19 protein-coding genes and 2 tRNA genes are annotated in these 22,546 nt (G+C 59.6%); 7 read left to right on the top strand and 14 right to left on the bottom strand.

Annotated elements, in window-relative coordinates; all coding sequences use genetic code 11:
- Positions 1–5: 5 nt before the first annotated feature.
- From KFK14_RS20320 to KFK14_RS20345, 5 genes are all read right to left on the bottom strand, one after another.
- On the bottom strand, positions 6–1,460 hold the full coding sequence (locus KFK14_RS20320) for an MATE family efflux transporter (protein ID WP_246524719.1): 1,455 nt from the start codon (positions 1,458–1,460) through the stop codon (positions 6–8).
- A 31-nt stretch (positions 1,461–1,491) separates the two neighbouring features.
- Positions 1,492–4,116: a valine--tRNA ligase gene (locus KFK14_RS20325; protein WP_212608975.1), complete on the bottom strand. Its 2,625-nt coding sequence runs from the start codon at positions 4,114–4,116 to the stop codon at positions 1,492–1,494.
- Between the two features lie 179 nt (positions 4,117–4,295).
- On the bottom strand, positions 4,296–5,075 hold the full coding sequence (locus tag KFK14_RS24385) for a DUF2497 domain-containing protein (RefSeq protein ID WP_425516634.1): 780 nt from the start codon (positions 5,073–5,075) through the stop codon (positions 4,296–4,298).
- 51 nt (positions 5,076–5,126) lie between these two features.
- Positions 5,127–6,575: a TolC family outer membrane protein gene (locus tag KFK14_RS20340; RefSeq protein WP_212611248.1), complete on the bottom strand. Its 1,449-nt coding sequence runs from the start codon at positions 6,573–6,575 to the stop codon at positions 5,127–5,129.
- A gap of 11 nt (positions 6,576–6,586) precedes the next feature.
- On the bottom strand, positions 6,587–7,231 hold the full coding sequence (locus tag KFK14_RS20345; protein WP_212608976.1) for a protein-L-isoaspartate O-methyltransferase family protein: 645 nt from the start codon (positions 7,229–7,231) through the stop codon (positions 6,587–6,589).
- Positions 7,232–7,416: 185 nt separating this feature from the next.
- On the opposite strand from KFK14_RS20345, the gene KFK14_RS20350 reads away from it, so the two are divergent.
- The 4 genes from KFK14_RS20350 (at position 7,417) to KFK14_RS24390 (ending at position 10,178) form a co-directional block, all read left to right on the top strand.
- Positions 7,417–7,490 (top strand) — tRNA-Cys (locus KFK14_RS20350).
- Positions 7,491–7,535: 45 nt separating this feature from the next.
- Positions 7,536–7,679: a hypothetical protein gene (locus tag KFK14_RS20355; RefSeq protein ID WP_212608977.1), complete on the top strand. Its 144-nt coding sequence runs from the start codon at positions 7,536–7,538 to the stop codon at positions 7,677–7,679.
- Positions 7,680–7,841: 162 nt separating this feature from the next.
- Positions 7,842–9,881 (top strand): GumC family protein, encoded by a 2,040-nt coding sequence (locus KFK14_RS20360; protein ID WP_212608978.1) that lies wholly within the window; start codon positions 7,842–7,844, stop codon positions 9,879–9,881.
- Between the two features lie 165 nt (positions 9,882–10,046).
- Entirely contained in the window at positions 10,047–10,178 is a 132-nt protein-coding gene (locus KFK14_RS24390) for a DUF2200 family protein (RefSeq protein ID WP_212611249.1), read from the top strand.
- 39 nt (positions 10,179–10,217) lie between these two features.
- Here KFK14_RS24390 and KFK14_RS20370 read toward each other — a convergent pair whose 3' ends face one another.
- The 4 genes from KFK14_RS20370 to KFK14_RS20385 all read right to left on the bottom strand — a co-directional run bounded on the left by KFK14_RS20370 (position 10,218) and on the right by KFK14_RS20385 (position 14,475).
- Positions 10,218–11,657 carry a hypothetical protein gene (locus tag KFK14_RS20370; RefSeq protein WP_212608979.1) on the bottom strand — a complete coding sequence of 480 codons (1,440 nt, stop codon included), beginning with the start codon at positions 11,655–11,657 and terminating at the stop codon, positions 10,218–10,220.
- Positions 11,658–11,938: 281 nt separating this feature from the next.
- The gene (locus tag KFK14_RS20375) at positions 11,939–12,709 is read right to left on the bottom strand and encodes an ABC transporter permease (RefSeq protein ID WP_212608980.1); all 771 of its coding nucleotides are present in this window, start codon (positions 12,707–12,709) and stop codon (positions 11,939–11,941) included.
- Positions 12,706–13,638 (bottom strand): ABC transporter ATP-binding protein, encoded by a 933-nt coding sequence (locus KFK14_RS20380; protein ID WP_212608981.1) that lies wholly within the window; start codon positions 13,636–13,638, stop codon positions 12,706–12,708. Before KFK14_RS20380 ends, KFK14_RS20375 begins: the two co-directional genes overlap by 4 nt.
- A 102-nt stretch (positions 13,639–13,740) precedes the next feature.
- Positions 13,741–14,475 carry an SDR family oxidoreductase gene (locus KFK14_RS20385; RefSeq protein ID WP_212608982.1) on the bottom strand — a complete coding sequence of 245 codons (735 nt, stop codon included), beginning with the start codon at positions 14,473–14,475 and terminating at the stop codon, positions 13,741–13,743.
- Between the two features lie 189 nt (positions 14,476–14,664).
- Between KFK14_RS20385 and KFK14_RS20390 the strand changes: the two genes are divergently transcribed.
- Complete coding sequence (locus KFK14_RS20390; protein WP_212608983.1) at positions 14,665–15,561, top strand: AraC family transcriptional regulator; 897 nt, start codon at positions 14,665–14,667, stop codon at positions 15,559–15,561.
- Between the two features lie 15 nt (positions 15,562–15,576).
- Here the strand turns inward: KFK14_RS20390 and KFK14_RS20395 are convergent, their stop codons facing one another.
- On the bottom strand, positions 15,577–16,548 hold the full coding sequence (locus KFK14_RS20395) for a sensor domain-containing diguanylate cyclase (RefSeq protein ID WP_246524720.1): 972 nt from the start codon (positions 16,546–16,548) through the stop codon (positions 15,577–15,579).
- Positions 16,549–16,763: 215 nt separating this feature from the next.
- Between KFK14_RS20395 and recJ the strand changes: the two genes are divergently transcribed.
- Both recJ and KFK14_RS20405 read left to right on the top strand, forming a co-directional pair.
- Entirely contained in the window at positions 16,764–18,530 is a 1,767-nt protein-coding gene (recJ, locus tag KFK14_RS20400) for a single-stranded-DNA-specific exonuclease RecJ (RefSeq protein ID WP_212608984.1), read from the top strand.
- A gap of 123 nt (positions 18,531–18,653) precedes the next feature.
- Positions 18,654–18,729: transfer RNA gene (locus tag KFK14_RS20405), tRNA-Glu, on the top strand.
- Positions 18,730–18,938: 209 nt separating this feature from the next.
- Here the strand turns inward: KFK14_RS20405 and KFK14_RS20410 are convergent.
- From KFK14_RS20410 to KFK14_RS20425, 4 genes are all read right to left on the bottom strand, one after another.
- Positions 18,939–20,075: an Arm DNA-binding domain-containing protein gene (locus tag KFK14_RS20410; RefSeq protein WP_062066023.1), complete on the bottom strand. Its 1,137-nt coding sequence runs from the start codon at positions 20,073–20,075 to the stop codon at positions 18,939–18,941.
- On the bottom strand, positions 20,036–20,239 hold the full coding sequence (locus tag KFK14_RS20415) for a hypothetical protein (protein ID WP_062066025.1): 204 nt from the start codon (positions 20,237–20,239) through the stop codon (positions 20,036–20,038). The genes KFK14_RS20410 and KFK14_RS20415 overlap by 40 nt, the downstream gene beginning before the upstream one ends.
- A gap of 358 nt (positions 20,240–20,597) precedes the next feature.
- The gene (locus tag KFK14_RS20420; RefSeq protein WP_148650788.1) at positions 20,598–21,722 is read right to left on the bottom strand and encodes a phospholipase A; all 1,125 of its coding nucleotides are present in this window, start codon (positions 21,720–21,722) and stop codon (positions 20,598–20,600) included.
- A 97-nt stretch (positions 21,723–21,819) separates the two neighbouring features.
- A complete protein-coding gene (locus KFK14_RS20425; protein WP_062066034.1) occupies positions 21,820–22,503 on the bottom strand; it encodes a TetR/AcrR family transcriptional regulator in 684 nt (227 codons plus the stop codon).
- Positions 22,504–22,546: the final 43 nt, after the last annotated feature.

Consider the following 22,546-nt stretch of genomic DNA (forward strand, 5'->3'; position numbering starts at 1 on the left):
AGGCTTTAGCCGGTCGGGCTCATGCGGCCCGCCGGTTCTGCATCCGCGTTCAGGGTTTCCCGGCATTCCTCCTCGTGCGGGGGTGTAACCAGCCTGACTTTCCTCCACCCGCCATGCATATAGAGTGCGCCCGCCAGAGCGAATGAGGTCAATGACCCGACCGGGAAACTGATCCACAATGCGTCCGCGCCAATCATTGGGTACATCCAGTGATAGAAGCCGAGACGGACCGGATATAGCGCGATCAGCAGGATGATCAGCGGGCCGACGACCACGCCATTGGCCCGCATCGTACCAAACAAAGCCATCGTCATGCCGAACAGCAGGAAACTCCAGCTTGCTAGATATTGCATATGGCGCGCTGCGTCGATCGCCGGGCTGTGCCCTCCCAGGAACAGCGCAAGCGCCGGGCGGTCAAAAAGCAACAGAATGATGATCATGCCGCCTGTGATCACGAGATTGAACAGCAGCCCGCTTCCGGTAATGCGGCTTACGCGATCCCATCGCCCTGCACCGATATTCTGCGCAGCCATGGCGCTCACGCCCGCACCGATGGCCATGGCCGGCATCTGCAGATAAGTCCATAATTGCTGAGCGGCGCCATAAGCCGCTGTGATCAGCAATCCCTCACGATTGACCAGGCCGATCATCACGAGGCCGGATGCCGACATGACAATCATCTGTAGCCCCATGGGTAGCCCCTTACCCGCAAGCACCTTCAACTGCGCCAATTCCGGGCGGAGATAGGCGAGCTCCGGACCACGCAGGCGAAGCGGCAGGTCCTTGCGATACATGTAGAATACCAGCGCAATGAAGCTGACAAACCCGGCGAAGGCTGTCGCCGCGGCGGAGCCCGCGATCCCCATTGCAGGAATGGGGCCGAGACCGAGAATGAACAGAGGGTTGAGACCCGCGTCAAGCAGTACGCTGAGTATCATGAAGCGCAACGGCGTGACCGCATCGCCAGCACCCCGCAGACCCATCATCATCATGACGCCCAAAAACGTCGCGGGCATGGCAACGAAGATGACGCGGATATAATCCAGGGCCAACGGATAAGCAGGCGCAGGCGTCGCGAGGATTTTCAGCAGCGCGGGCGCGCCAATCCACCCCCCGATCGCCACGACCATCGATAGACAGAAGCAGAAACCGACCGCCGAACCAAATGCGCGCCTAGCGGAATCTATATCGCGCGCTCCTACGGCCTGACCGATCAACACCGTCGCAGCCATGCCGAAACCGAAAATGATCGAGAACATCAGGAACATGATGATGTTCGCATTCGCAGTAGCCGCCAGCGCATTTTCGCCCAGAAAACGGCCCACCCACACGGCATTGATCGATCCGTTGAGCGATTGCAGGATATTGGATGCCAAGGTTGGCACCGTGAACATCAGCAATGTTCTGCCGATCGGCCCCACGGTCAGGTCGGGCCTGGATGATCCGCCCATGCCGCTCATTGCCTTCCCTCTTTTCTGGTCCAGCGCGCCCTTAGCCCAGCCGCGCCAGCGCAACCCCCAACCGTTCGACCTCCGCAGCCTTTTCCGCATGATCCTCACGCGCCTTTGCGACCGCCTCCGGCTTGGCGCGTTCGACGAAGCTCGCGTTGGCGAGGCGGCCCGCAAGCGTGTCCCGCTCTTTCTCCGCAGCTTCTTTGGCCTTGGTCAGTCGCGCCTTCTCCGCCGCCAGATCGATCACGCCCTCAAGCGGAAGGATGAAGGTCGCTTCCTCCGCCACGATCTGAGCGGCTCCAGCCTCGGACACAGGCCCGAACGACAGGCTTTCTATGCGGGCAACCCGGGCAAGCGCTGCCTGCTGCCGACCAAGACGCGCCTTGCTGCCCTCGCTCGCGTCACGAACGAAAGCGCGCATCTTGGCGCCAGGCGGAATGTTCAGTTCCGTCCGTGCTGCGCGGATCGCCGATATAAGACGGATCAGCCATTCAATCTCCTCGCTGGCGGCCTTGTCCAGCGACCCAGCATCGGCCTGCGGCCAGTGAGAGACGATCAGGTCAGCCTGCCGATTGCCCATCGCGTGCCAGAGTTCTTCGGTGATAAACGGCATAAAGGGGTGCAGCATCACCAATATCTGATCGAAAGCCCAGCCCGCGACCGACCTGGTTTCGTCTTCAATCTGCACCTTGATCAGTTCCAGGTACCAATCGCAAAACTGATCCCAGACGAAATGATAGATCGCATTCGCGGCCGCGTCGAAGCGGAGATCGGCGAAGGCCAGTTCAATCGCCTGCGCGGTCGCCACCGTCTCCGCTATGATCCACCGATTCACCGCCAGTTCCGCGGAGGGAGCGTCCAAGGTGGAGGAAGCGCCAATTCCATTGGACTGGAGGAAACGTCCGGCATTCCACAACTTCGTTGCAAAGTTGCGATATCCCTCGACGCGTTTCTCATCCATCTTCACGTCGCGGCCCTGGCTTTCCATGGCCGCCATGAAGAAGCGCAGCGCGTCTGCGCCATATTGGTCGATCAGGCCAAGCGGGTCGACCACATTGCCCTTCGACTTAGACATTTTCTGCCCGTCCGCCGCCCGCACCAGCCCGTGCAGGTAAAGCTTGCGCCATGGGACATCACCCATGAACTCCAGCCCCTGCATCGCCATGCGCGCATCCCAGAAGAACAGGATATCAAATCCCGATATCAACAGGTCATTGGGATAGTGGCGAGCGACCATGGGGCTGTCATCGGGCCATCCGAGCGTTCCGAACGGCCAGAGCGCAGAAGAAAACCATGTGTCGAGCACATCATTGTCGCGCACCAGCGGCTTATTCCCGGCAAGCGCCTGCGCTCCGGCCTCATCCTCGGCCACATAGGCTTTGCCGTCTTCGTCGTACCATGCCGGAATTTGATGGCCCCACCAAAGCTGACGGGACACGCACCAGGGCTGGATATTCTCCATCCAGTTGAAATAAGTCTTTTCCCAAGTCTTTGGTACAACGTCGATCTTGCCGGACTTTACCGCCTCGATCGCTGGCTTTGCCAGGGTCTCGGCATCGACATACCATTGGTCAGTGAGCCAAGGTTCGATGACAACGCCAGACCGGTCGCCATAAGGCGTCTGAATAACGCGGTCTTCGACTTTCTCAAGCAAGCCTGCGGCTTCGATCGCCGCGACCACCTGCTTGCGCGCATCGAAGCGATCAAGGCCGAGATACGCATCCGGGATAAGGCCATCGGCAACCTGAACGACCTTCGCATCGGTATCCAGCATGTTGAGCATGTCCGCCGCCTTGAAGCCCGCTCGCTTGCCGACTTCGAAGTCGTTGAAATCATGTCCCGGCGTTATCTTGACCGCACCAGAACCCAATTCCGGGTCAGCATGTTCGTCCGCGACGATCGGGATCAGGCGGCCCGTGATCGGCAGACGCACCTTCTTTCCGATCAGCGCTGTATAACGCGCATCTTCCGGGTTCACTGCAACAGCCATATCGGCCAGCATCGTCTCCGGCCGCGTCGTAGCGACCGAGATCATTCCCGATCCATCCTCCAACGGATAGCTGAAGTGCCAAAATTTGCCGTTGATCTCTCGCGTTTCCACTTCAAGATCGGAAATCGCTGTGCGCAGGCCCGGATCCCAGTTTACCAACCGCTTGTCGCGATAGAGCAAACCCCGCCTGTGTAATTCGACAAACACCTTGATGACGGCCTTCGAGAAGCCTTCGTCCATTGTGAAGCGTTCGTTGGCCCAGTCCATCGAACAGCCCAGCCGCCGCAACTGGCGTGTAATGGCGCCGCCGCTTTCGGTCTTCCATTCCCACACCTTGGCAATGAATTCGTCACGGGTGAAATCGGTGCGCTTTTGCTGCTGGGCATTAAGCTGCCGCTCGACCACCATTTGCGTTGCGATGCCGGCATGGTCAGTGCCGACCACCCATAAGGCATCCTTGCCCCGCAGACGCTCATAACGGACGATGATATCCTGCAACGTATTGTCGAGCGCATGGCCGATATGCAGCGATCCGGTGACGTTGGGGGGAGGATTGACGATCGTGAAAGGCTGCGCGCGCGGCCGTTCCGGGCGAAACAGGCCATTCTGCTCCCAATGGGCGTACCACCGGTTTTCAATCTCTGCAGGGTCGAAGGTTTTGGGCAATTCTGTCATGATAGGGCGGCTTTAACGGGTGCGGAGACGGGATCAACCGGGAATGCCAAAGCGTGACATTGCCGGAAACGAGTTCGACGCCCCGCAATATATGCGGCGGCGCCGAAAGCCCATAGCGGGCCGAATAGTCATGGGATTTCGCAGGAGAGGCGCGGGGCTGACGTCCCGCCCAATATTCCTTAACGAACGCCGCCGGTAATACGGCTGATTTCCTTGGCTACCATGCCCTCCACCAGTTCGGGGAGCTTGGCATCCAGCCATTCCTTCAGCATCGGCTTGAGCATGGCCTTGACCATATCTTCCAGCGTATTGCCTTCACCGCTTTCCGGTACGACAATCATCGAGGAAAGCGCCGACAGCGAATGACGCGCTGCAACTTCGCTCTCGACCGATATCATGGATTCTGCACCCGACAGGGCGGCATTGGATGAGGTCACAGTTTCCTCCCTATTAATCTCTTGGGTGAGTTCGAGGACTTCGGCCGCAGGGGCTGCGGCTTCGGGCTCGACGATTTCGGCGACCGACTCCTCTGGAGCATCGGCCATTTCAAAAGCTTCCGGTTCAGAATCGTCCGGCTGCACTTCGATCGAATCAGCCGCAGCGATTTCCTCTACGGGGTCGACAGCCTCCTCAACGAGCGCCGGCTCTTCAACTATTGGAGCTTCCAGCTCAATCACCGCATCAGCTTGCTCGAATGCGTCAACCATTGATTCGGGTTCGGCCTGTTCAGCAATTTCCTCGACAGGCGCTTCGGCTTCCGCCTCAATTTCAGTGGGCGCTTCCGCGTGAACCTCGTCCGGCGGTGTCAGTTCCAGGATGTCATCATCCAGAACTTCCGCCTCCACGGCCTCAGTTTCAGTCGGAACAACCTCAAGCCGGCCGCGACGCGGACCACGAGGCGTGGACTCCTCGCCCTCCTCCGCGATGATGCGCTTGATGGAGGACAGGATCTCCTCCATCGAAGGTTCCTTGCTCATGTCACCCATAATGTTAACCAGTCCCCTTATGCGCTACTGCGCACCCGCAGCATCAACATTGGCATTTTGGGCGGGCGAGTCAACGGTTCGTGTGGATACCGGCTGTGGCCGGGGGTCTGCATCCCAATCGCTAAGCTTATTTTTTACCCGGTTATAATTAACCATCGGGTCGTAAAGCGCCCCTCCTTCAAGGGCCAAATCCTCGGCTTCCGCATGGCCCATCGCGGCCAATAGGGTAAAGCCGGCGACATAGGCGTTACGCTCCGCCGAGACCAGTTCCACCTTCGAAATGAGAGCTTCCTGCTCTGCATTAAGAATGTCCAGAATGGTGCGGCTTCCGACAGTATTCTCTGCGCGCACGCCCTCCAGCGAGAGTGCGGTTGCGTCCACCGCTTTCCGGCTCGATTCAATCGTCTGCAAGGAAGCCTGCCAGCTCGCATAGGCCGCGCGCGCTTGGGCGATAACACCCCGCTCAACCGCGATTTCTCGTTCTATCGCTTGCGATTCAAGAGCTTGGCTTTGCCGGATCAACGCGCTGGGCCGCCCTCCCTGATAAAGAGGGATCGAAAGGCTTGCGCCAACGGCCGCCTGATGCACGGATTGATTCACCACCCCCGGAATGGTGTTCGGAAGCGATCCGAGATTGTCGGAATAGCTACCCTGGGCAAAAGCGGACAGCGTCGGAAGCCGGCTCGCGCGCGAAACGCGGACATCGTACAGCGCAGCCTCCCGATCCTTCTTTGCGGCAAGAATATCCGGGTTGTCGGTTAGCGCGACCGACACCGCGGCATCCGGCGACGCGGGCAGTCCCGGCAATGCAGGTGGCGTCTCCAGATCCACAGGCGCTTCGCCGACGAGGGCAATGTAATTTTCACGGCTGGCGATCAGATTCGCCTCGGCCTGTTGCAGGTCGCTGCGGGCGAGCGCGAGTCGCGACTCGGACTGAGCGATGTCGGTGCGGGTGAGGTCACCCACCTCGAAGCGATCATTGGTCGCTTGCAGATTGACGTCCAGCGCCCGCACATTGGACTTATTCAAGGACACGATGGCGCTGTCACGGATGACATCCATATAAGCAGCGACGACCTGGCTGAACATGGATGCTTCCGTGCCGCGCAAGTTCGCCTGCCCCGCCTCCACGCGTCGCTTGGCCGCCTTCACGCCGTTTCTTACTGCACCGCCAGAATAGACGGGGACACTCACCGTGCCATCTGCAGAGACGCTCCGTCTGGCCTGGAAGCTGTTGGAACGCAGAATCGCTTCGTTATAATCGCCGCCGATCACGATATTGGGCCGACCCGCAGACTTCTGAATGGGAACATTCTCGTCAGTCGCCCGCTGCCCCGCACGCGCGCCCGTCAATGTCGGGTTAGTCTGATAGGCTTTGAGCAGGGCTTCCCTCAAAGTGCCCGCATAAGCAGAAACGGGGGCCGCCAACGCGAATAGAGCCACCGAAGCGGAAAGAAGGCGTCGCACGGTCATTCCATTTACCTTTAGAACACGAATCCTTCCGGCTTTGCGAAACCGGGCAGGACCACCATCTCCATGTCGACCAGACTCGCTAGCCCGAATGCTGACCCGCTCTTGCGCCCCGCGCACAGCCGGGTGACGCCACGTTCGACCAGACCGGTAACCAGCCGTCCCCCTTCCGCAAGCTGTCCAACGAGCGCCGCGGGTAACTCCTCCACCGCACCATCCACAACAATGATGTCATAGGGAGCGCCATCCGGCGAACCGGCCGAAAGCGGCGTGATAGTAATTGCGATACCGGCCGATGTCGCCTTTGCGGCGAGCGCTGCGTCTTCCTCAACCGCCGTCACCACGGCACCGATCTTCTGAAGAAGGGCCGCCGCATATCCCGTCGCCGCGCCGATCAACAGCACTTTGTCGCCCGCCTTCACGCCAGCCTCGGTCAACAACCTGCCCGTTGCAAGTGGCGGATTCAGCGCCCTGCCTCCGCCAAGCCGGACCGGCCGGTCAATATAGGCCATGGATTGGCGTTCCTCCGGCAGGAAGGCTTCCCGCGGCACAGCGGCCATTGCCGCGATAACACCCGCATCATTGACGTCGCTGGTGCGAAGTTGGCTGTCCACCATCGCGCTGCGCATGGACGAATATGTCTGTTCCGTAGCCATCATGTTCCCGCTTGGCACAACTGTATTGCCAATACAATACAGTAAATCATCTTCTGGTCGTCTAAATCACATGCGCGCGCGCGCCAAGCGGGATTGCGCTGCGGATGCGATAAACTTGCAGGCTGTGCCCCGGCCGCCGCTTGACTTTGGAGCCAAAGCCGCACATTGGCCACACCCCGACCACGGATGGCCCGATGGCGGAGTGGTTACGCAGAGGACTGCAAATCCTTGCACGCCGGTTCGATTCCGGCTCGGGCCTCCATCTTCATATCAATGTCGGGCGGCGTTGTCGGATTTCCGCCGCGTGATGGCAAAAATTGCCGCACTGCAATCATGTGGCGCTCCAGGCCCTGGCATTTCCAAGCAATTTTGCGATGAACTGCGCCCTGTGCACCATTTTGATACAGTCATTCCGTCTGCGATTCCCGAAATAGACATGATCGATATTTGATGTTCTCTTTGCTGGAAAGTTTCCGCGAGTGAAAATGGGGGTAGGCAAGCTGCACCCCTTCATCAAGAAAGGGAAGGTATGCTGTATCCGAGTTCAACAGCAAGTTCCGGCCCCGCAAACCAACCTACGTCCTTCTTTCGGTCAGGAAGAAATTTTCCCCTAATGATTTCTGTGGCGCTTGGCGTATTCGCGATCCTTGCCGCCCTCATCTTCTTCGTAATTACGCCGAAATATGACGCCACCACACGGATACAGATCGATCCAAGCCGTAACCCTCTTGCCGTTGAGCAGAATGGCCGCGGTCCCGAACTTGGCGATCCGGCAATGGATACGGAAATCAGCATATTACGGTCTCAGGACGTCGCCAGGGAAACGGTCAGGCGGTTGCGCCTTCAGGCAGATCCGGAATTTCTGGAGCTGGTTTCGAGCCGCGACCAGTTGCGGCAGACATCGGACCCGGCCCTGATCAACGCGGTTGCGGAGCGCATCGTCCACCGCCTGACGGTGCAGCGTGAAAGCACCAGCTATATTCTGGAGGCCACGTTCCGCTCCCGCGATCCGGTAAAGTCCGCAAAGATCGTGAACATGATTGCGCAGGTTTATCTTGATGCCCGCGTCGGATCGTTGATGCGGACATCGGGACGTCAGTCCGCATGGTTCAAACAACGCCTCGTTGAACTTGAAGCAGAGGTTCGGGCAGCCGATGCGCGCCTTTCCTCCTATCGCTCCCGGTCAGGTCTCGGCATGGGCGCCGACGGATCGGTGAGCAACGAGCAGCTTGCTCCGCTGTCAACCGAGTTGGCGACAGCGGAAGCAGCGGCAGCGGCGGCGCGCTCTAACCTGACGGCGGCCCGCAATGAAGCGATGAGCGGCGGACTGGACGCTGTGTCGGCTGCCGGCGCATCTCAGGTTACGGCAGACCTCCGTCGCCAGCGCGCCGAAATCGTCGAGCGGATGAACGAAATTGTCGGCCGCAGCGGCGAAAATCACCCCGAAACGGTAATGGTGCGCAAACAATTGGCGGCTATCGACGCGCAAATCAGGGACGAGGCGCAACGAGCGCTCAGCACATTGACGGCGCAGGCAAGTTCCGCCGATGCGCAGGCATCCAGCCTTCGCTCCGCCATGCGCAATCTGGAAGGCAGGCAAGCCAACTATACCCGCAACTCTCCTGTGGCAGAGAGCCTGTTACGGGAAGCGGAGAGCAAGCGGGCGGCTTATGACCGGCTGGCGCAGCTTTCGCTGGAGAGCACGCAACTTGCGCGGGACTCCATCGCTCATGCCGAAGTCGTGGATATCGCCGAGCCACCGGCGGAGGCCGCGTGGCCGCAGAAGGGCTTGCTCCTGCTGCTCGCGGGCATGGCAGGGGCCGGCGCTGGTTTTCTGAGTACGGAGATGTTGCGATCGATAAAGCCAAATTTCCGAAGTGTGGGCGACATAGAAGGAATGTCTGGCGTAGCGCTGCTGACCTCTGTCCCCAATCTGGAGGAAAGCGAATATGGCAGCGACCGGTCGCCCGCCGACAGCCTGATCCGTTATCCGGCATCCATGTTCGCGGAGTCGCTCCGCAATCTGCAGGTGTCAGTAGAGGCCGCTTGTCCGGCCGAGCCATGCCGCGTCGTCGCCCTGACCTCAGCCGTGCCGGAAGAAGGCAAGACGACGACCGCCCTGTCCTTCGCCCGCGTCCTGGCGATCGGCGGAGCCAAGACGCTGCTGATTGACTGCGACGTGCGCCGCGCCTCGCTCCGCTATCTGGTTTCGGCTGATCGCAAGCCTGGCCTGACCGACGTGCTCACCGGAAAGGCAAACCCTGTTCACGCCATCACGACCGATGACATCGAGGGTCTGGACATGATCCTGATGCGCGCTCCGGATTTCAGCGGGACCAATTATTTCGGCAATGGCAAGATGGAAGCGCTGGTCGAGCAATTCCGTAAGACCTATCAGTTCATCGTGCTGGATCTGCCGCCGATGCTGGGCGTCGCTGACGCGCGCTTTCTGAGCCAACAGGCCGACGCGACGGTCCTTGTTGTGCGTTGGGCATCTACGCTCGCGCCCGCGGTCAGCGAAGCGCTGACATGGTTGCGGGCGGACGGAGCAAATCTGATTGGCGTCGTCTACACGCGGGTCGATCCAAAGGCGAAGGCGATCGGCGCCTACCATCATTCAAAGAAATATTCGAACTACTACCATACGGCCTAATGGGGGGACGGGTGGAGGGAGGTACGCAGCCTTCCTCCATCCAGTCACGGCAGCGGCCTGATCGATACCCACCACGCGATGTGCATCGGCTCCTAGGTCGGCATAGATAGCCAGGAGCCAGACCTTTCCTAGACCCTCTAAGGAGGATGCGCGACAAAGCGCCGCATTTATTCGGTCGGCATTGCAAGTGTCTATCCACGCTATGTCGTCAAAGCGGAGAAGAAGGGACAGTCGAAAACAGAGGTCCAAGATATTATGTCGAGCGGGGCCAGCAGGCTATCGGCGGTCAATCGCTGACAGCCCCCAATATCCATGCAATGCGCGCGAAGTAAGGCCCTATTGGGCCGCTGCTTTCATGGTTCGCCGGTATTTCTGTAGATCCTTGGCCGCGCGTGCGACCAGATAGGTCGTGATCACGAAAAATTCGATCGTGAAATTACTGGTGATGGGCAACCGGTCGATGATCGCAACCATCGGCAGGCAGACCATGAACACGACAAGGGTGGCGATATGCGCCGGAAAATCCCGGCGGTCGCCCCCGAAACGATAAATCACATAGGGAACCCAGCGGCCTATCGCGTGACTGACGCACAACACTGCTCCAGCCACGTCGATGGCCAGCATCAACGCATAGCCGAGCGTCCGCTCCACCTGAAGAATCAGCATTGGGACGATCCGCAGGCGCGGCGTCAGAGAATTGAACCACATAAAAGTCAGCCGGGTCGCGATAAGCAACGTCATCGCCATGCACCAATACCAGGCGAACAGGTTGACCCCACTGAGATCGCCTATGCGGGTTGTGACTGCAGGCTGGCCGAATGTCTGCACGGCAGCACCGATAGCGGCCAGAACGATGCCGAAAATCCATGCCCATGCCGGTTTGAAATTGTGGCCAAGCTCAGCAAACTCCGCGCTGACAACGGGCTTTTTTTCTCGCGCTAGGCCAACGCGGTCATTTTCATAATAGCCGATCTCATACACCGCGAAGAAGGCGAGCAGATAAAAGCCGATGGCGATGGAGGTCGCGATCATGGAGGGACTAAGCAGCGCATAGGCCAGCCACAACACCGCATAATCATATCCCAATATACCATGCAGCACGTAGCGCTCCGTGGGACGTTTTATGCGCGCCGTGTAGCTGAGCGGAAGCATGGGCGAGAGGCCCGCCTGCCTGTATACGGCATCGCGCCATTGTATGTAGATCCCATGGTCACTGAGCATACAAAGGTCGCGATCGACGAAATTGTCGGTCACAACGATGCTGTTCTTCACCATGTCTGCACCGAGCAGGCTGGTCAGCGCCCTGCCCTTGCCGATACGCCGCAGAGCCGCACCCCGGCGTAGCGAAGCGGATGCGACCAATTCCATGTCCCGGTCTATGGCCTTGAGCAGCGGACGGATGATGAAGCCGAAGCCATAGCTGGCGACGAATATCTTGCCGGGTCGGGCATCGCGTATCGCCTTCAAGAGGACCGTGTTTACATATTGTGGCCCCATCCGAGCCGCCACCCGCCGCCAAGTGAAGTAGCTCCATGGCGCCAGGACCAGAACGGCAGCTATCCGTATCCAGTCACGATAATATTCCGGGTGCTGGCGGGAGATCAGACGCCATGGCTTCAACTGTCCCAATATCTGCAGCACGATAGCTGCGATAATGTTGGGCCGGACCGCGTGGAGAAATTCCTCGGTCGAATTGCGTAACCAAAGGGTCTCATCAAAATCCAGAATGGCGCAAGAAGGCGGTGAAGAAAGCTCGGCCAGCCTGTCCCGCAGCATAGCTTCATCGGTCCAGCGCGGATTATGGTCAGGGGCACGGCCCCCCGATGGTTTTCGATCCGGCACTGTTGAACGGTCCCCTCACACCAGATGTCAGGCAAGAGAGCGCAACTGCGCGCCACCTGCAGACAGGATGCGCGAGAAAGAAATCAGTTCCCGGCGGCAATCAATGTTTTTCGCGACCGCGAAGGCAGAAAACACTGAAATGTCCCATTGATTCATAATCTGAATCAATGTCGCAACGAATAATTACGCAGGAGAAATAGAAGGGAAAGCGATCCCTATTTTTTCAGCCGGTATCCCGTACGGAACATCCAGCCAATTATTCCCAGGCAGATCGTCAGCATGCCAGCAATGAACAGTAAGCTGAATTCGATCCCGACATCGCCTCTGCCGAAGAAAGTCCATCGGAACCCGCTAATCAAATAGACGATCGGGTTGAATAATGTGATCGTCCGCCAAGGCTCGGCCAGCATGTGGATGGAATAGAAGGCTCCACCCAGAAAAGTCATTGGCATAATAACAAGCAGGGGGATGACCTGAAGCTGTTCGAAGCTCTGCGCCCAGACGCCGAGGATGAAACCGAAAAGGCAGAAGCTGATCGCGATCAGCATCATGAAGGCGACCATCGCCAGCGGGTGGGCCACCTGGACATCCACAAACAGATGCGCTGTCGCGAAGATAATGAACCCGACGATCAGAGACTTGGTCGCCGCCGCGCCGACATAGGCGATAACCGTTTCCACGGCCGAGACGGGAGCGGAAAGCAGTTCGTATATCGTACCGGTGAATTTGGGCATGTAGATGCCGAAACTGGCGTTAAAGATGCTTTCCGTGAACATGGCCAACATGATCATACCAGGCACGATGAAGGCGGCATAAGGGATGCCGTCGATCTGCGTCATGCGCGATCCAATCGCGCCGCCGAACACCACGAAATAGAGTGAAGTGGTGATGACAGGCACCATCAGGCCAGTCAGTAAGGTCCGGCGAAAGCGATTGAGTTCAAAGAGGTAGATCGATTTGATCGCGTGGAGGTTAAGGCCGCTCATGCCGCTTTCTCCTGATGCACGAGGCTTACGAAGATGTCCTCCAAGCTGCTCTGCTGCGTGTTGAGATCCTTGTAGGCAATGCCCAGGTCTCCGAGCGTGCGCAGCAGGGAGGAGACGCCGGTTCTTTCCGCCTGCGTGTCGAAAATATATTCAATCTCCTGCCCGTCCGCTTTCAGCGTGACGTCCCATCCGGCCAGCTCAACGGGAACCGTATCGAGTGGGTCGGCAAGAACGATGGTCAGGGTCTTTTTACCCAGTTTCTTCATTAGAGCCGTTTTTTCCTCGACCAGTATCAATTCCCCTTTGTTGATAACGCCGACGCGATCGGCCATCTCCTCCGCCTCCTCGATATAGTGAGTGGTGAGGATGATGGTGACACCTGTCTCCCGCAGTTCGCGGACCAGTTGCCACATGTCCCGCCGCAGTTCGACATCGACGCCAGCAGTCGGCTCGTCGAGGAAGAGGACGCGCGGCTCGTGGGATAGGGCCTTGGCGATCATTACCCGGCGTTTCATACCGCCGGAAAGCTCCAATATCTTCGAATGCCGCTTGTCCCAAAGAGACAGGTCACGCAGCACCTTCTCGATGAAGGCATCGTTGCGGGGCTTGCCGAACAGGCCACGGCTGAAAGTGACGGTATCGATCACCCGCTCGAATGCGTCTGTGAACAATTCCTGCGGCACCAGGCCAATTGCGGAGCGCGATCCCCGATAGTCCTGTACGATATCATGGCCTGCAACCGTCACCATGCCGCCGCTGGGATTTACATTGCCGCAAATGATGGAGATCATCGTCGTCTTGCCCGCGCCATTGGGGCCAAGCAGGGCGAATATCTCCCCCTCCTCTATCTCCAGATCGACATGCTTAAGGGCGACGTGCCCCGATGCGTAGCTTTTTGTAAGACCTGATACTGTTATGATGGATGCCACGCGGCGTACCCCCTGTCGCTAAGACGCAAACGTAGGATTGCGCCGCAGCATTGCAACAGGGCAAGGAGCGTCGGTCACCCTGCCCTGTTGCCAGATGCGATATCAATCAACGGTGCGGGTAGGCCGAACGATCAGCTCGTTCACATCAACATCGGCCGGCTGGCCAATGGCAAAGGCGATAGAGCGGGCAATAGCGTCCGGTTTGATGGCGATAGCGCGATAATCAACCATCGCGGCCGCTGCGCCGCCATCGGTAATCGTATCCGCCAACTCCGATTCCACGACGCCAGGCGAGATGATCGTCACGCGAATGTCGTCATGTTCCAGTCGCAACCCCTCCGACAAAGCGCGAACCGCAAACTTGGTGGCCGAATAGACGCCACAATTCTGCCAGACGCGATGACCGCCGATGGACGACAGGTTCACGAATTGACCAGCCCCTTGCGCCTTCATGCGCGGCAGGGCGGCGGCAATGCCGTAAAGGACGCCCTTGATATTGACGTCAATCATCCGGTCCCATTCCTCAACCTTCAGCGCGATGTAAGGGGAGAGCGGCATGACACCCGCATTGTTGACCAGCACATCGATCCTGCCAAACGCCTCTACGGCGGCGGCGACAAAGCGTTCAAAATCGATCCGGTCGGTGACATCGAGCGCCTGAAAGCGGGCAGTACCACCTGCCGCCTCAATCTCCGCCACCAGCTTTTCCAACCGATCCGTACGGCGGGCGCCCAACATCAGCTTCGCGCCCTGCACTGCCAGCAGTCGCGCCGCACCTTCGCCGATCCCGCTGCTCGCACCGCTGATGGCGATCACCTTTCCCCGAATATCCTGCATCGGAATTCTCCCGTTCATAAAGCCGGACCGCCGATCGGCCCAATGTCTGTTCAATGTGGCGGTAAGGGGAATGAGCGGTAGAAAGGTCGTACGAAATGATTGCACAATCCTCCAGATCAAGACGCGCAAAGCTGACAAGGAAGTTAAAATGGCATAGGCTTGAGCAAGGATTTCAGGAACGATCGATCAATGACCCACATTCAGCTTGCAGAAGCGATTACACAATTTGCCAGGATGGATGGCATCCACGACACCGCTATCCCGCGCCTGACGTTGATCCGCTGGTCACGCACCGGGGAGCCGATCCACATGCTTCAGCGGCCCGCCGTCTGCATCATAGCCCAAGGCCGTAAACAGGTGATCTCTGGCGACGCGCTGCTGACCTATGGACCTGACGCCTATCTGGTCGCGGCGCTTGATGTGCCGATCACGGGCATGGTTACGCAAGCCGATGAGGCGGAACCCTATCTGTGCTTCTGCCTCTATCTCGATCCGGCGCTTCTGTCGGACATTCTTCTCACTCTTCCCTCACGAAACGATGCGGCGGAAGACGGCCCGGCGCTGTCTCTGCACGCCATCGCGCCGGAAATGGCGGACTGCGCTACGCGGCTGGTCATGCTGCTGGGACAGGAGCAGGACGCAGCAGTATTGGCGCCGCTGGTGGAAAGAGAACTGCTGTATCGGCTTCTCATCGGATCACAGGGACAGCAGATGCACGCGATCGCGTCCCCCGACAGCCGGATCGGACAGATCGGACGGGTCATCGGCTGGCTGAAACAGCATTTCAATGAGCCGTTCAGCGCCAATCACCTCGCAGGACAGGCCGGAATGAGCTTGAGCAGCTTTCACCAGCATTTCAAGGCGATGACTGCAATGAGCCCGTTGCAATATCAGAAGCAGCTCCGGCTGCAGGAGGCCCGCCGACTGATGCTATCTGGTCATATCGACGCAGCGGACGCCGGATTCCGGGTGGGCTATGACAGCCCTTCCCAGTTCAGCCGGGAATATAGCCGCACATTCGGTGCACCGCCGATACGCGACATGAGCAAGCTGCGCGCGAACCCGGATCTGCCCCTAGCGATCTGATAGGCTTTCCATCCGTCAGGCGGCGGTCATGCGCACGCAATTCTTGCCGCCGCGCTTCGCCCGGAACATCGCTGCGTCGGCCCCGGCGATCAACTGATCCGGCGTCGTATCGTTGGTCGGCATAAGCGTAAGAACGCCCAAGCTACCAGTGACGGGCCATTCTTTAAGCTTACCCAGATCGACCAGGGCCGCCCGGATGCGCTCGACTGCCGCGCGCGCATGATCCGTTCCGAGACTGGGCATAAGAATGGCAAATTCGTCGCCGCCAAGGCGCGCCACCACATCGCCCGGACGGATCGTGGTTTCCAACAGTCGCGCGACTTCAATTAGACAGGCATCGCCCACCGGATGCCCCTGAACGTCGTTGATTCGCTTGAATCCGTCCAAGTCGAGATAAGCCGTGCCGAGCGATCTCCCTGCCTTGGACGCGCGCGCAATCTCGCGGCTTACTCGCTCAACAAAACCTCGGCGATTAAGAAGACCGGTGAGCGGATCGCGCATCGCATCGGCATGCGCCTTCCGAATTTCCGATAGATCCTCAATCACGGAAACGCAGAAGTCAGGTTCGCCCGCTGCATCACGCACCAGCGCGACGGTCAGGTTGACCCACACTACGCTGCCATCCGGACGAAGATAGCGCTTCTCCATCACATAACGGTCGATATCGCCCTTGAGGAGCCGGCGGAAATGGATGAGGTCGGCATCGATATCGTCGGGGTGCGTGATTTTCTGAAAACCGTCCTTCAGCAATTCCTCCCGGCTATATCCGGTGATACGTGCGAACTGGTCATTGACGGTAAGGAAGCCGCCATCCGGCCTAACATGGGCAATACCCACGGGTGCCTGGGAGAAAGTGACGTCAAACCGGCGCTGCGCGTCGGCGAGCGCCTCACGCGCGACGCGGGCATCCTCCTGCGCAACCGCTGCGGCCTGAGCTAAACGGCGTATAAGATTATCTGTCGCCTTGCCTTTGCCAGTAGGAGCCAACGGCCCGGAATCCGGCAATGTCCGGGAAAGGATATTCTTGGGCCTCGTCCGGCGTTTGATAGGGTAGACGGGATGAGACATCTTCGTTCGAAGCGTTGGCTTGTCCAGTTTGAATGACGTGACAGCCATGTTGCACGGCGCAGGTAAATGGCGCGTTACCCTTCGCAAAAAATGCGGTGATTCCCTGCCGCGCAGAAACCCGCTAACGAGAAACGATGACCCCCATATTGAACGTCGCACGGTCCATCCTTGGGCAGCCCTGGCACTGGCGGGGCGGCGGAGCCGATGGGCGCGACCCCGGTTTCCAGCCCGACGACTTGATCACCCAATTGCTGCTGGCCCGTGGCTGCCCCAGGGACGCGATCGACCAGTATCGAAGCCCCACCATCCGGGCATTTATGCCCGATCCCGCCATTTTCCAAGACATGGATCGCGCTGCCGAGCGGGTGGCAGACGCTGTGCAGGCGGGCGAGACCGTCACGATCTTTGGAGACTATGATGTCGATGGCGCAACAAGCGCGGCACTGCTGATCAGACTCCTTCGTGAACTGGGTCTTTCAGCGCGCAGCTACATCCCCGATCGCCTGATGGAGGGCTATGGCCCGTCAGGCGAGGCGCTGGTCAGGCTCGCTTCTGAAGGATCGACGCTGGTCGTGACGGTGGATTGCGGCGCGCAGGCTTTCGAGGCGCTGGAAATGGCGCATACCGCCGGGCTGGATGTGGTGGTCGTCGATCATCACAAATGCGCGGCAACCCTTCCATCCGCCTATGCGCTGGTCAATCCAAATCGGCTCGACGAAAGCAACGAAGGCGCGGCACATGGTCATCTGGCGGCTGTAGGCGTGGCCTTCCTGTTGGGCGCGGCGCTAATCCGGACATTGAGGCAACGGGGATGGTTCAACAATCGCCCAGAGCCGCGGCTAATAGACTTGCTCGATCTCGTGGCGCTGGGCACGGTGGCGGACGTGGCGCAGCTCCGCGGCCTCAACCGCGCTTTCGTGGCGCAGGGACTGAAGGTAATGGCGCAGCGGCGCAATATTGGCTTGTCTGCGCTGATCGAGGCAAGCCGTCTCAATCGCGCCCCCCTATGCCACGATCTTGGTTTCGCTCTGGGACCAAGAATAAATGCTGGCGGGCGCGTAGGGAAGTCCGACCTCGGCGTCCGCCTGCTGACCACGGAAGATCCCGGCGAAGCGCGTGAGATCGCCGAGGAACTTGACCGGCTGAATGAGGAGCGGCGCGCGATCGAGGGACAGGTGCAGGCGGACGCGGAGGCCCTGTCCGCCGCCCAGCATAACCGAGCCGTGGCGGTAATCGCCGGTGAAGGCTGGCATCCCGGCGTCATTGGCATTGTCGCCGGGCGCATGAAAGAAAAACTCGGCCGCCCAGCCATCGTCATCGCTCTCGATTCTGATGGCATAGGCAAAGGGTCTGGCCGCTCTGTTACAGGCGTCGATCTTGGCGCAGCGGTGCTCGCCGCCAAGGAGAGCGGGCTTCTGACGGCGGGTGGCGGCCATAGCATGGCTGCGGGACTAACGGTCGCGGCAGACAAGGTGGACGCGCTTGCCGATTTTCTCGACGAACGGCTGGCGTACGACGTTGCGAAAGCCGCTGAAGGCCGCGCGCTGCTGATCGACGCAGTGCTGAACCCAGGCGGGATCAACCCCGATTTCGTCCACGCCATCGACGAAGGCGGTCCCTATGGCACTGGCTGGCCGGCGCCGCGCATCGCGGCCGGCCCAATGCGGATCATCAAAGCGGACATTGTGGGTAATGGCCATGTCCGGGTCATCCTGTCGGGCGATGATGGCCGATCAATCAAGGCCATTGCTTTCCGCCAGTCAGAAACGCCGCTGGGTCAAGCATTGCTGGGCGCAGGGCCTGACCGGCGGCTGTGGGTCGCGGGACGCGCCAAAATCGATGATTGGGGTGCCCGGCCAGCGGCGGAACTACATCTAGAGGACGCGGCCTGGATCAACTAAATAGGTGCGGTTGCCAATGACGATGGCCTAACGTCATTTCATGGCGTGTCGGGGGTTGACCGTCTTGGCCCAAGCCCCTAATGCCGCCCTCGCCTCTGGCAATGCAGTCCAAACTGCTACCGTGGCCCCTTCGTCTAGCGGTCTAGGACGCGGCCCTTTCACGGCTGAAACACGGGTTCGATTCCCGTAGGGGTCACCACCTAAGTGGTTGAAATTGTTAGGCGGAATCGCGAGAATGCGGTTCCCGTGGCACTTTTGTGGCACATTTGGCGTTTTTCGGGGCCAGCCCAGCCCCCGTTTCCGGCCCTTTTCCGATCACCTTAAAAACTGCCTAGCAGACTAGGGATTCGGTCGCGGCAGCCGCCACCGACAGGCAGACCCTTCCCACAGCCCAACCAGACGTCCGCATCAGGAACCGTATATCTGATTGAGCTTGGCTGCTTCGCGGCCATAGTCCGCGTGATCGATCCATTTCGAGTAGTATCGGAACAGCATCGCCGCACTCTTGTGGCCAAGCTGGCGGGCGATATAGGCCGGGTTCACCCCGCCCATCAGCGCTGTCGTCGCGTAAGTGTGGCGCGTTTGATAGGCATCGCGGCTGCGGATGCCAAGCGCACGCAGCGCGGGATGGAAATAGAGTTTTCGCTGATCCTGCACATCCGGCCACGGCGCGTTTGTGACGGGGTTGATGAAGATCGGCGAATCGAGGCCCCGCATGAAGCTGTGTGCCTTCTGGCGTCGCAGCACGGCCATCATTCGCGGAGTGAGATCGACGTCGCGCACGGTCCTTGTCTTGGTCGATTTCTCCACAGCCCGGACGCGGGCGCGCTCGACCCGGATAGACTGGCGTTTCCAGTCGACATCGCGCCACTGGACGACAATCTGCTCGCTGGGGCGCATGCCGGTCCCGAAAGCGAACTCATACCAGTTCCAGACCTGCTCGTCGTAACGCTCGTGCATATAGGTGAGGATGTGTTCGGTTTCTTCCCGGTCGAACGGGTCCGGCTCGCGTTTCTGATGCTTCTGGCTCTTGATCCGCTCCAGCGGCGAACGGTCGATCAATTCGTCATCCAGCGCCATCTCGAAGATACCGCGCAGCGGGATGACGTTGTTGTTGATCGTCTTGCCGCTGACATGTTTCGCGCGATCGGCGATGATCTTCTTGATCTCGCTCGGCTTGATGCTCTTGAGTTGTCGATCACCGAAGGCCGGGGACCAGACATTGTTGATCGCCGACACATAGTCGGACATCGTCGATTTCTCGACTACGAGCGTTCCGAGCCACTCTTTCGCGTAAGTCTTGAATCCCGCATATTTGTTCCGGTCAGGTTTGGCATTACCCTTGGGGAACGTGCTTTCATAATCGAAGACGCCGAGATCGATTTCCTGATGGACACGGGCCATCAAGCGCTCGGTCGCCTTGATATTTGCGGATGTGGGCTGGAGCTGAAGCGTTTCGCGATAGAGCCGCCCATTCCAGCGGAAGCGGACGCGAATACAGCTTTTCAGCGGCTCGACGCCAGTCCCTGGCCGTTTTCTACCCATTTTTGGAAGCCTTCGAGGTCGATGCAGATGCTGCCATCGGGAGCGCGGCGATATTCGCGGCCCTGTATCCACACGCCGTCGGCGATCTTTCGATAGACCGCCTTCTCGGTGTAGCCGGTCAGTTCGGCGAAGCGCTTGATGCGCACATAGCGCGTGCCCGTCATGACAGTGCTGCGGTTGAGGAGAGGAAGCCACGGACAGCTAACCGTCCGCTGCTTCCTCTCTCCTCCCCCTCCCTTCCCTTCCGGCCGATCTGCGATGACCGCATAGTCGGCCGACCAAGCTCGGCAGGCGCTCGCGAACGCGGGTCTGGATAGTTCTCACAGAAATGGCGCATGGATCGCTGACCCGTTGGGCAGCGCAAGCAGGCCATGACGCGACGTCAGTCTAGCATTTCCGGGGCGGCACCCAAAGGAGCCAAAATCGCACTTTCAGGCATCGATTTGCCGGATATTCAAATTTCTGTCTTCCTGATGCCTTCAGCAGTAATTTTCCTGAGATGTTGCGCCCAATACCGGCACACTACCGCACTAAAGCCACGCCGATCCTGAGACGCGTCGCATGGCGGTCATAGTCGAGCAGATTCTCGCCATAGCCGACGAAGGACTGCGCAAAGAGGTAGAAATCCGGGCCGCCGTTCCACAGGCGCGGCAATGGATAGGACAGATCAGCGTTGAGCGCGGCCTTGCCCGACCGGGGATTGAACCGCGTGGCCGTGGACAGCCGAAGTCCGTCATCCTTCCCGAGTTCGACGAACAGCCCGGTATGTCCACGATAGCGCACGATATCAGGATTATCGGACTTGTCGCCGATATAGACAGAGAGCCGTGGCGCCACGCTCAGCCGATACCCGCCACCAAGCGACACCGCCGCCATCGGCGCCACATAGAGGCTATTGATGCTGCGCGATTCCAGGCCGTCTCGCCCGTTGGACTCGTGACGAATGCCCACCTGCGCTGCCAGCGTGATCCCGTTGTCGAGCCTGGTGGATGGCGTGATGTAGATGATTTCTGGCTGAAAATCGATATTGCGGAACGGCGAGGAACGTCCACCGAGATCCCAGAACATTCTCTGGGTATAGGCGAAGTGCAGGCCCTCGGGCTCCCTGCCGGCTGCGCGGGAACCGAACAGCTTGTATTTGAAGCTGATCTGGATGCGCGCGTCGCTGTTGGTGCCGGGGCCATACACCGCATAGATGGGCTCGTAGGCTGCCAGGTTGGCGAGGAAGGCGTTGCCGGCCGCCTTGTCCGTGGGCGGCGCTGCAGGCGGGCTTTCGGGGGATGGAACGCCTGTTGCTTCCTGGTCGGCCAATCGAACCGTGTCCGACCGCGTCAGACGCACGGCCTGCGTCGACCATGCCGGAACAGAGAGCAAGGCGTCTTCCCGGACTTCGCCGGGCGGCATGCGATAGCGCGCCTCCGCAAATCCGTGGGCGGCGACTGTGATGTTCGCGGGTGTATCGGCGGATCGCATCAGGATGATCGTTCTCTCGCCCTCGGAGCCATCGATTCGTGCCTCGGTTCGGTCGGGAAGCGTGATGCTGTCCTCGGTATCGTCGGGATTTAGGAGGCGCAGTTCCACCAGGGTGTCAGCTTGCCCCTCCTTACTCGTGGTTCCGCGCAGCAGGACCTCCATGCCGGCAGCCATGGCCGTGCCGGGCACTGCGAGGAGCAGCGGCGCAAGGGAGAGGACAACAGTGCTACGCAGGGATGTGATTGTCCGCTCGGATTGGCGCTGTCGCGCGTCAGACTGGCAATTGGGCATGATCTTCCTCATGGCGTGCGCGATAGTCCTGCCCGGCGGCGTGCAGGCCAGCGAGCGCGAAGCGATGCAGATGGTCCGCCAGCGTCCGGCGATTGATCCGCAATATGTCCCTGCCGGGCGCGGGTAGATTGTTCCCGGCGACAAGCAGCATGGCGCATGGTGCGGCCACGCTGATCAGGCAGCAGAGCAGTTCCGGCGCGCCGATGGGTATCCCGCTCACGTCGCTCAATATCCGCAGCGCGACCCGAAGCTTGGGCGGCGCTTCCTCGTCGCGCAGGACCGAAAAATGCGCGGACGGCGCCGCAAGTTCCCGAACCAGCACGGCAGTACTCCAATGCGAGGACCCGGCGAGGCGGCCGACGATGGCATCGAGCAGCGTGCCAAGCTTTTCTTCGGGCATCGCCTGGCTTGCAGATATCTGCTCGAGTTCCTCAAGCCGTACAAACCGTCGATGCGCCTCGACCAGCACGGTCCGGTAGAGGCCATCGCGGTTGCCGAAATGATAGTTGATCGAGGCAAGATCGACTTCCGCCTTCGCGGCGATTGCCTTGCTCGTGGTCGAGGCCAGCCCTTGCGATGCGAACAATGTGCCAGCGCTTTCCAATATACGCGCGCGGGTCGCCGCACCGTCCGACCGGGGGCCTCGGAGGGGTTTGCCATTCATGATTTGCTCTTGAACCGGATCGGATTGTAGGACAAGTCGAACA

The organism is Sphingobium phenoxybenzoativorans (assembly GCF_018286635.1).
Classification (GTDB): domain Bacteria; phylum Pseudomonadota; class Alphaproteobacteria; order Sphingomonadales; family Sphingomonadaceae; genus Sphingobium; species Sphingobium phenoxybenzoativorans.

Bases quoted from the DNA above. Each gene is read 5' to 3' on its own strand.
- KFK14_RS20320 (WP_246524719.1), bottom strand. From the start codon at position 1,460: ATGAGCGGCATGGGCGGATCATCCAGGCCCGACCTGACCGTGGGGCCG.
- KFK14_RS20325 (WP_212608975.1), bottom strand. From the start codon at position 4,116: ATGACAGAATTGCCCAAAACCTTCGACCCTGCAGAGATTGAAAACCGG.
- KFK14_RS24385 (WP_425516634.1), bottom strand. From the start codon at position 5,075: ATGGAGGAGATCCTGTCCTCCATCAAGCGCATCATCGCGGAGGAGGGC.
- KFK14_RS20340 (WP_212611248.1), bottom strand. From the start codon at position 6,575: ATGACCGTGCGACGCCTTCTTTCCGCTTCGGTGGCTCTATTCGCGTTG.
- KFK14_RS20345 (WP_212608976.1), bottom strand. From the start codon at position 7,231: ATGATGGCTACGGAACAGACATATTCGTCCATGCGCAGCGCGATGGTG.
- KFK14_RS20355 (WP_212608977.1), top strand. From the start codon at position 7,536: ATGGCAAAAATTGCCGCACTGCAATCATGTGGCGCTCCAGGCCCTGGC.
- KFK14_RS20360 (WP_212608978.1), top strand. From the start codon at position 7,842: ATGATTTCTGTGGCGCTTGGCGTATTCGCGATCCTTGCCGCCCTCATC.
- KFK14_RS20370 (WP_212608979.1), bottom strand. From the start codon at position 11,657: ATGCTGCGGGACAGGCTGGCCGAGCTTTCTTCACCGCCTTCTTGCGCC.
- KFK14_RS20375 (WP_212608980.1), bottom strand. From the start codon at position 12,709: ATGAGCGGCCTTAACCTCCACGCGATCAAATCGATCTACCTCTTTGAA.
- KFK14_RS20385 (WP_212608982.1), bottom strand. From the start codon at position 14,475: ATGCAGGATATTCGGGGAAAGGTGATCGCCATCAGCGGTGCGAGCAGC.
- KFK14_RS20390 (WP_212608983.1), top strand. From the start codon at position 14,665: ATGACCCACATTCAGCTTGCAGAAGCGATTACACAATTTGCCAGGATG.
- recJ (WP_212608984.1), top strand. From the start codon at position 16,764: ATGACCCCCATATTGAACGTCGCACGGTCCATCCTTGGGCAGCCCTGG.
- KFK14_RS20410 (WP_062066023.1), bottom strand. From the start codon at position 20,075: ATGGGTAGAAAACGGCCAGGGACTGGCGTCGAGCCGCTGAAAAGCTGT.
- KFK14_RS20415 (WP_062066025.1), bottom strand. From the start codon at position 20,239: ATGACGGGCACGCGCTATGTGCGCATCAAGCGCTTCGCCGAACTGACC.
- KFK14_RS20420 (WP_148650788.1), bottom strand. From the start codon at position 21,722: ATGGCTGCCGGCATGGAGGTCCTGCTGCGCGGAACCACGAGTAAGGAG.
- KFK14_RS20425 (WP_062066034.1), bottom strand. From the start codon at position 22,503: ATGAATGGCAAACCCCTCCGAGGCCCCCGGTCGGACGGTGCGGCGACC.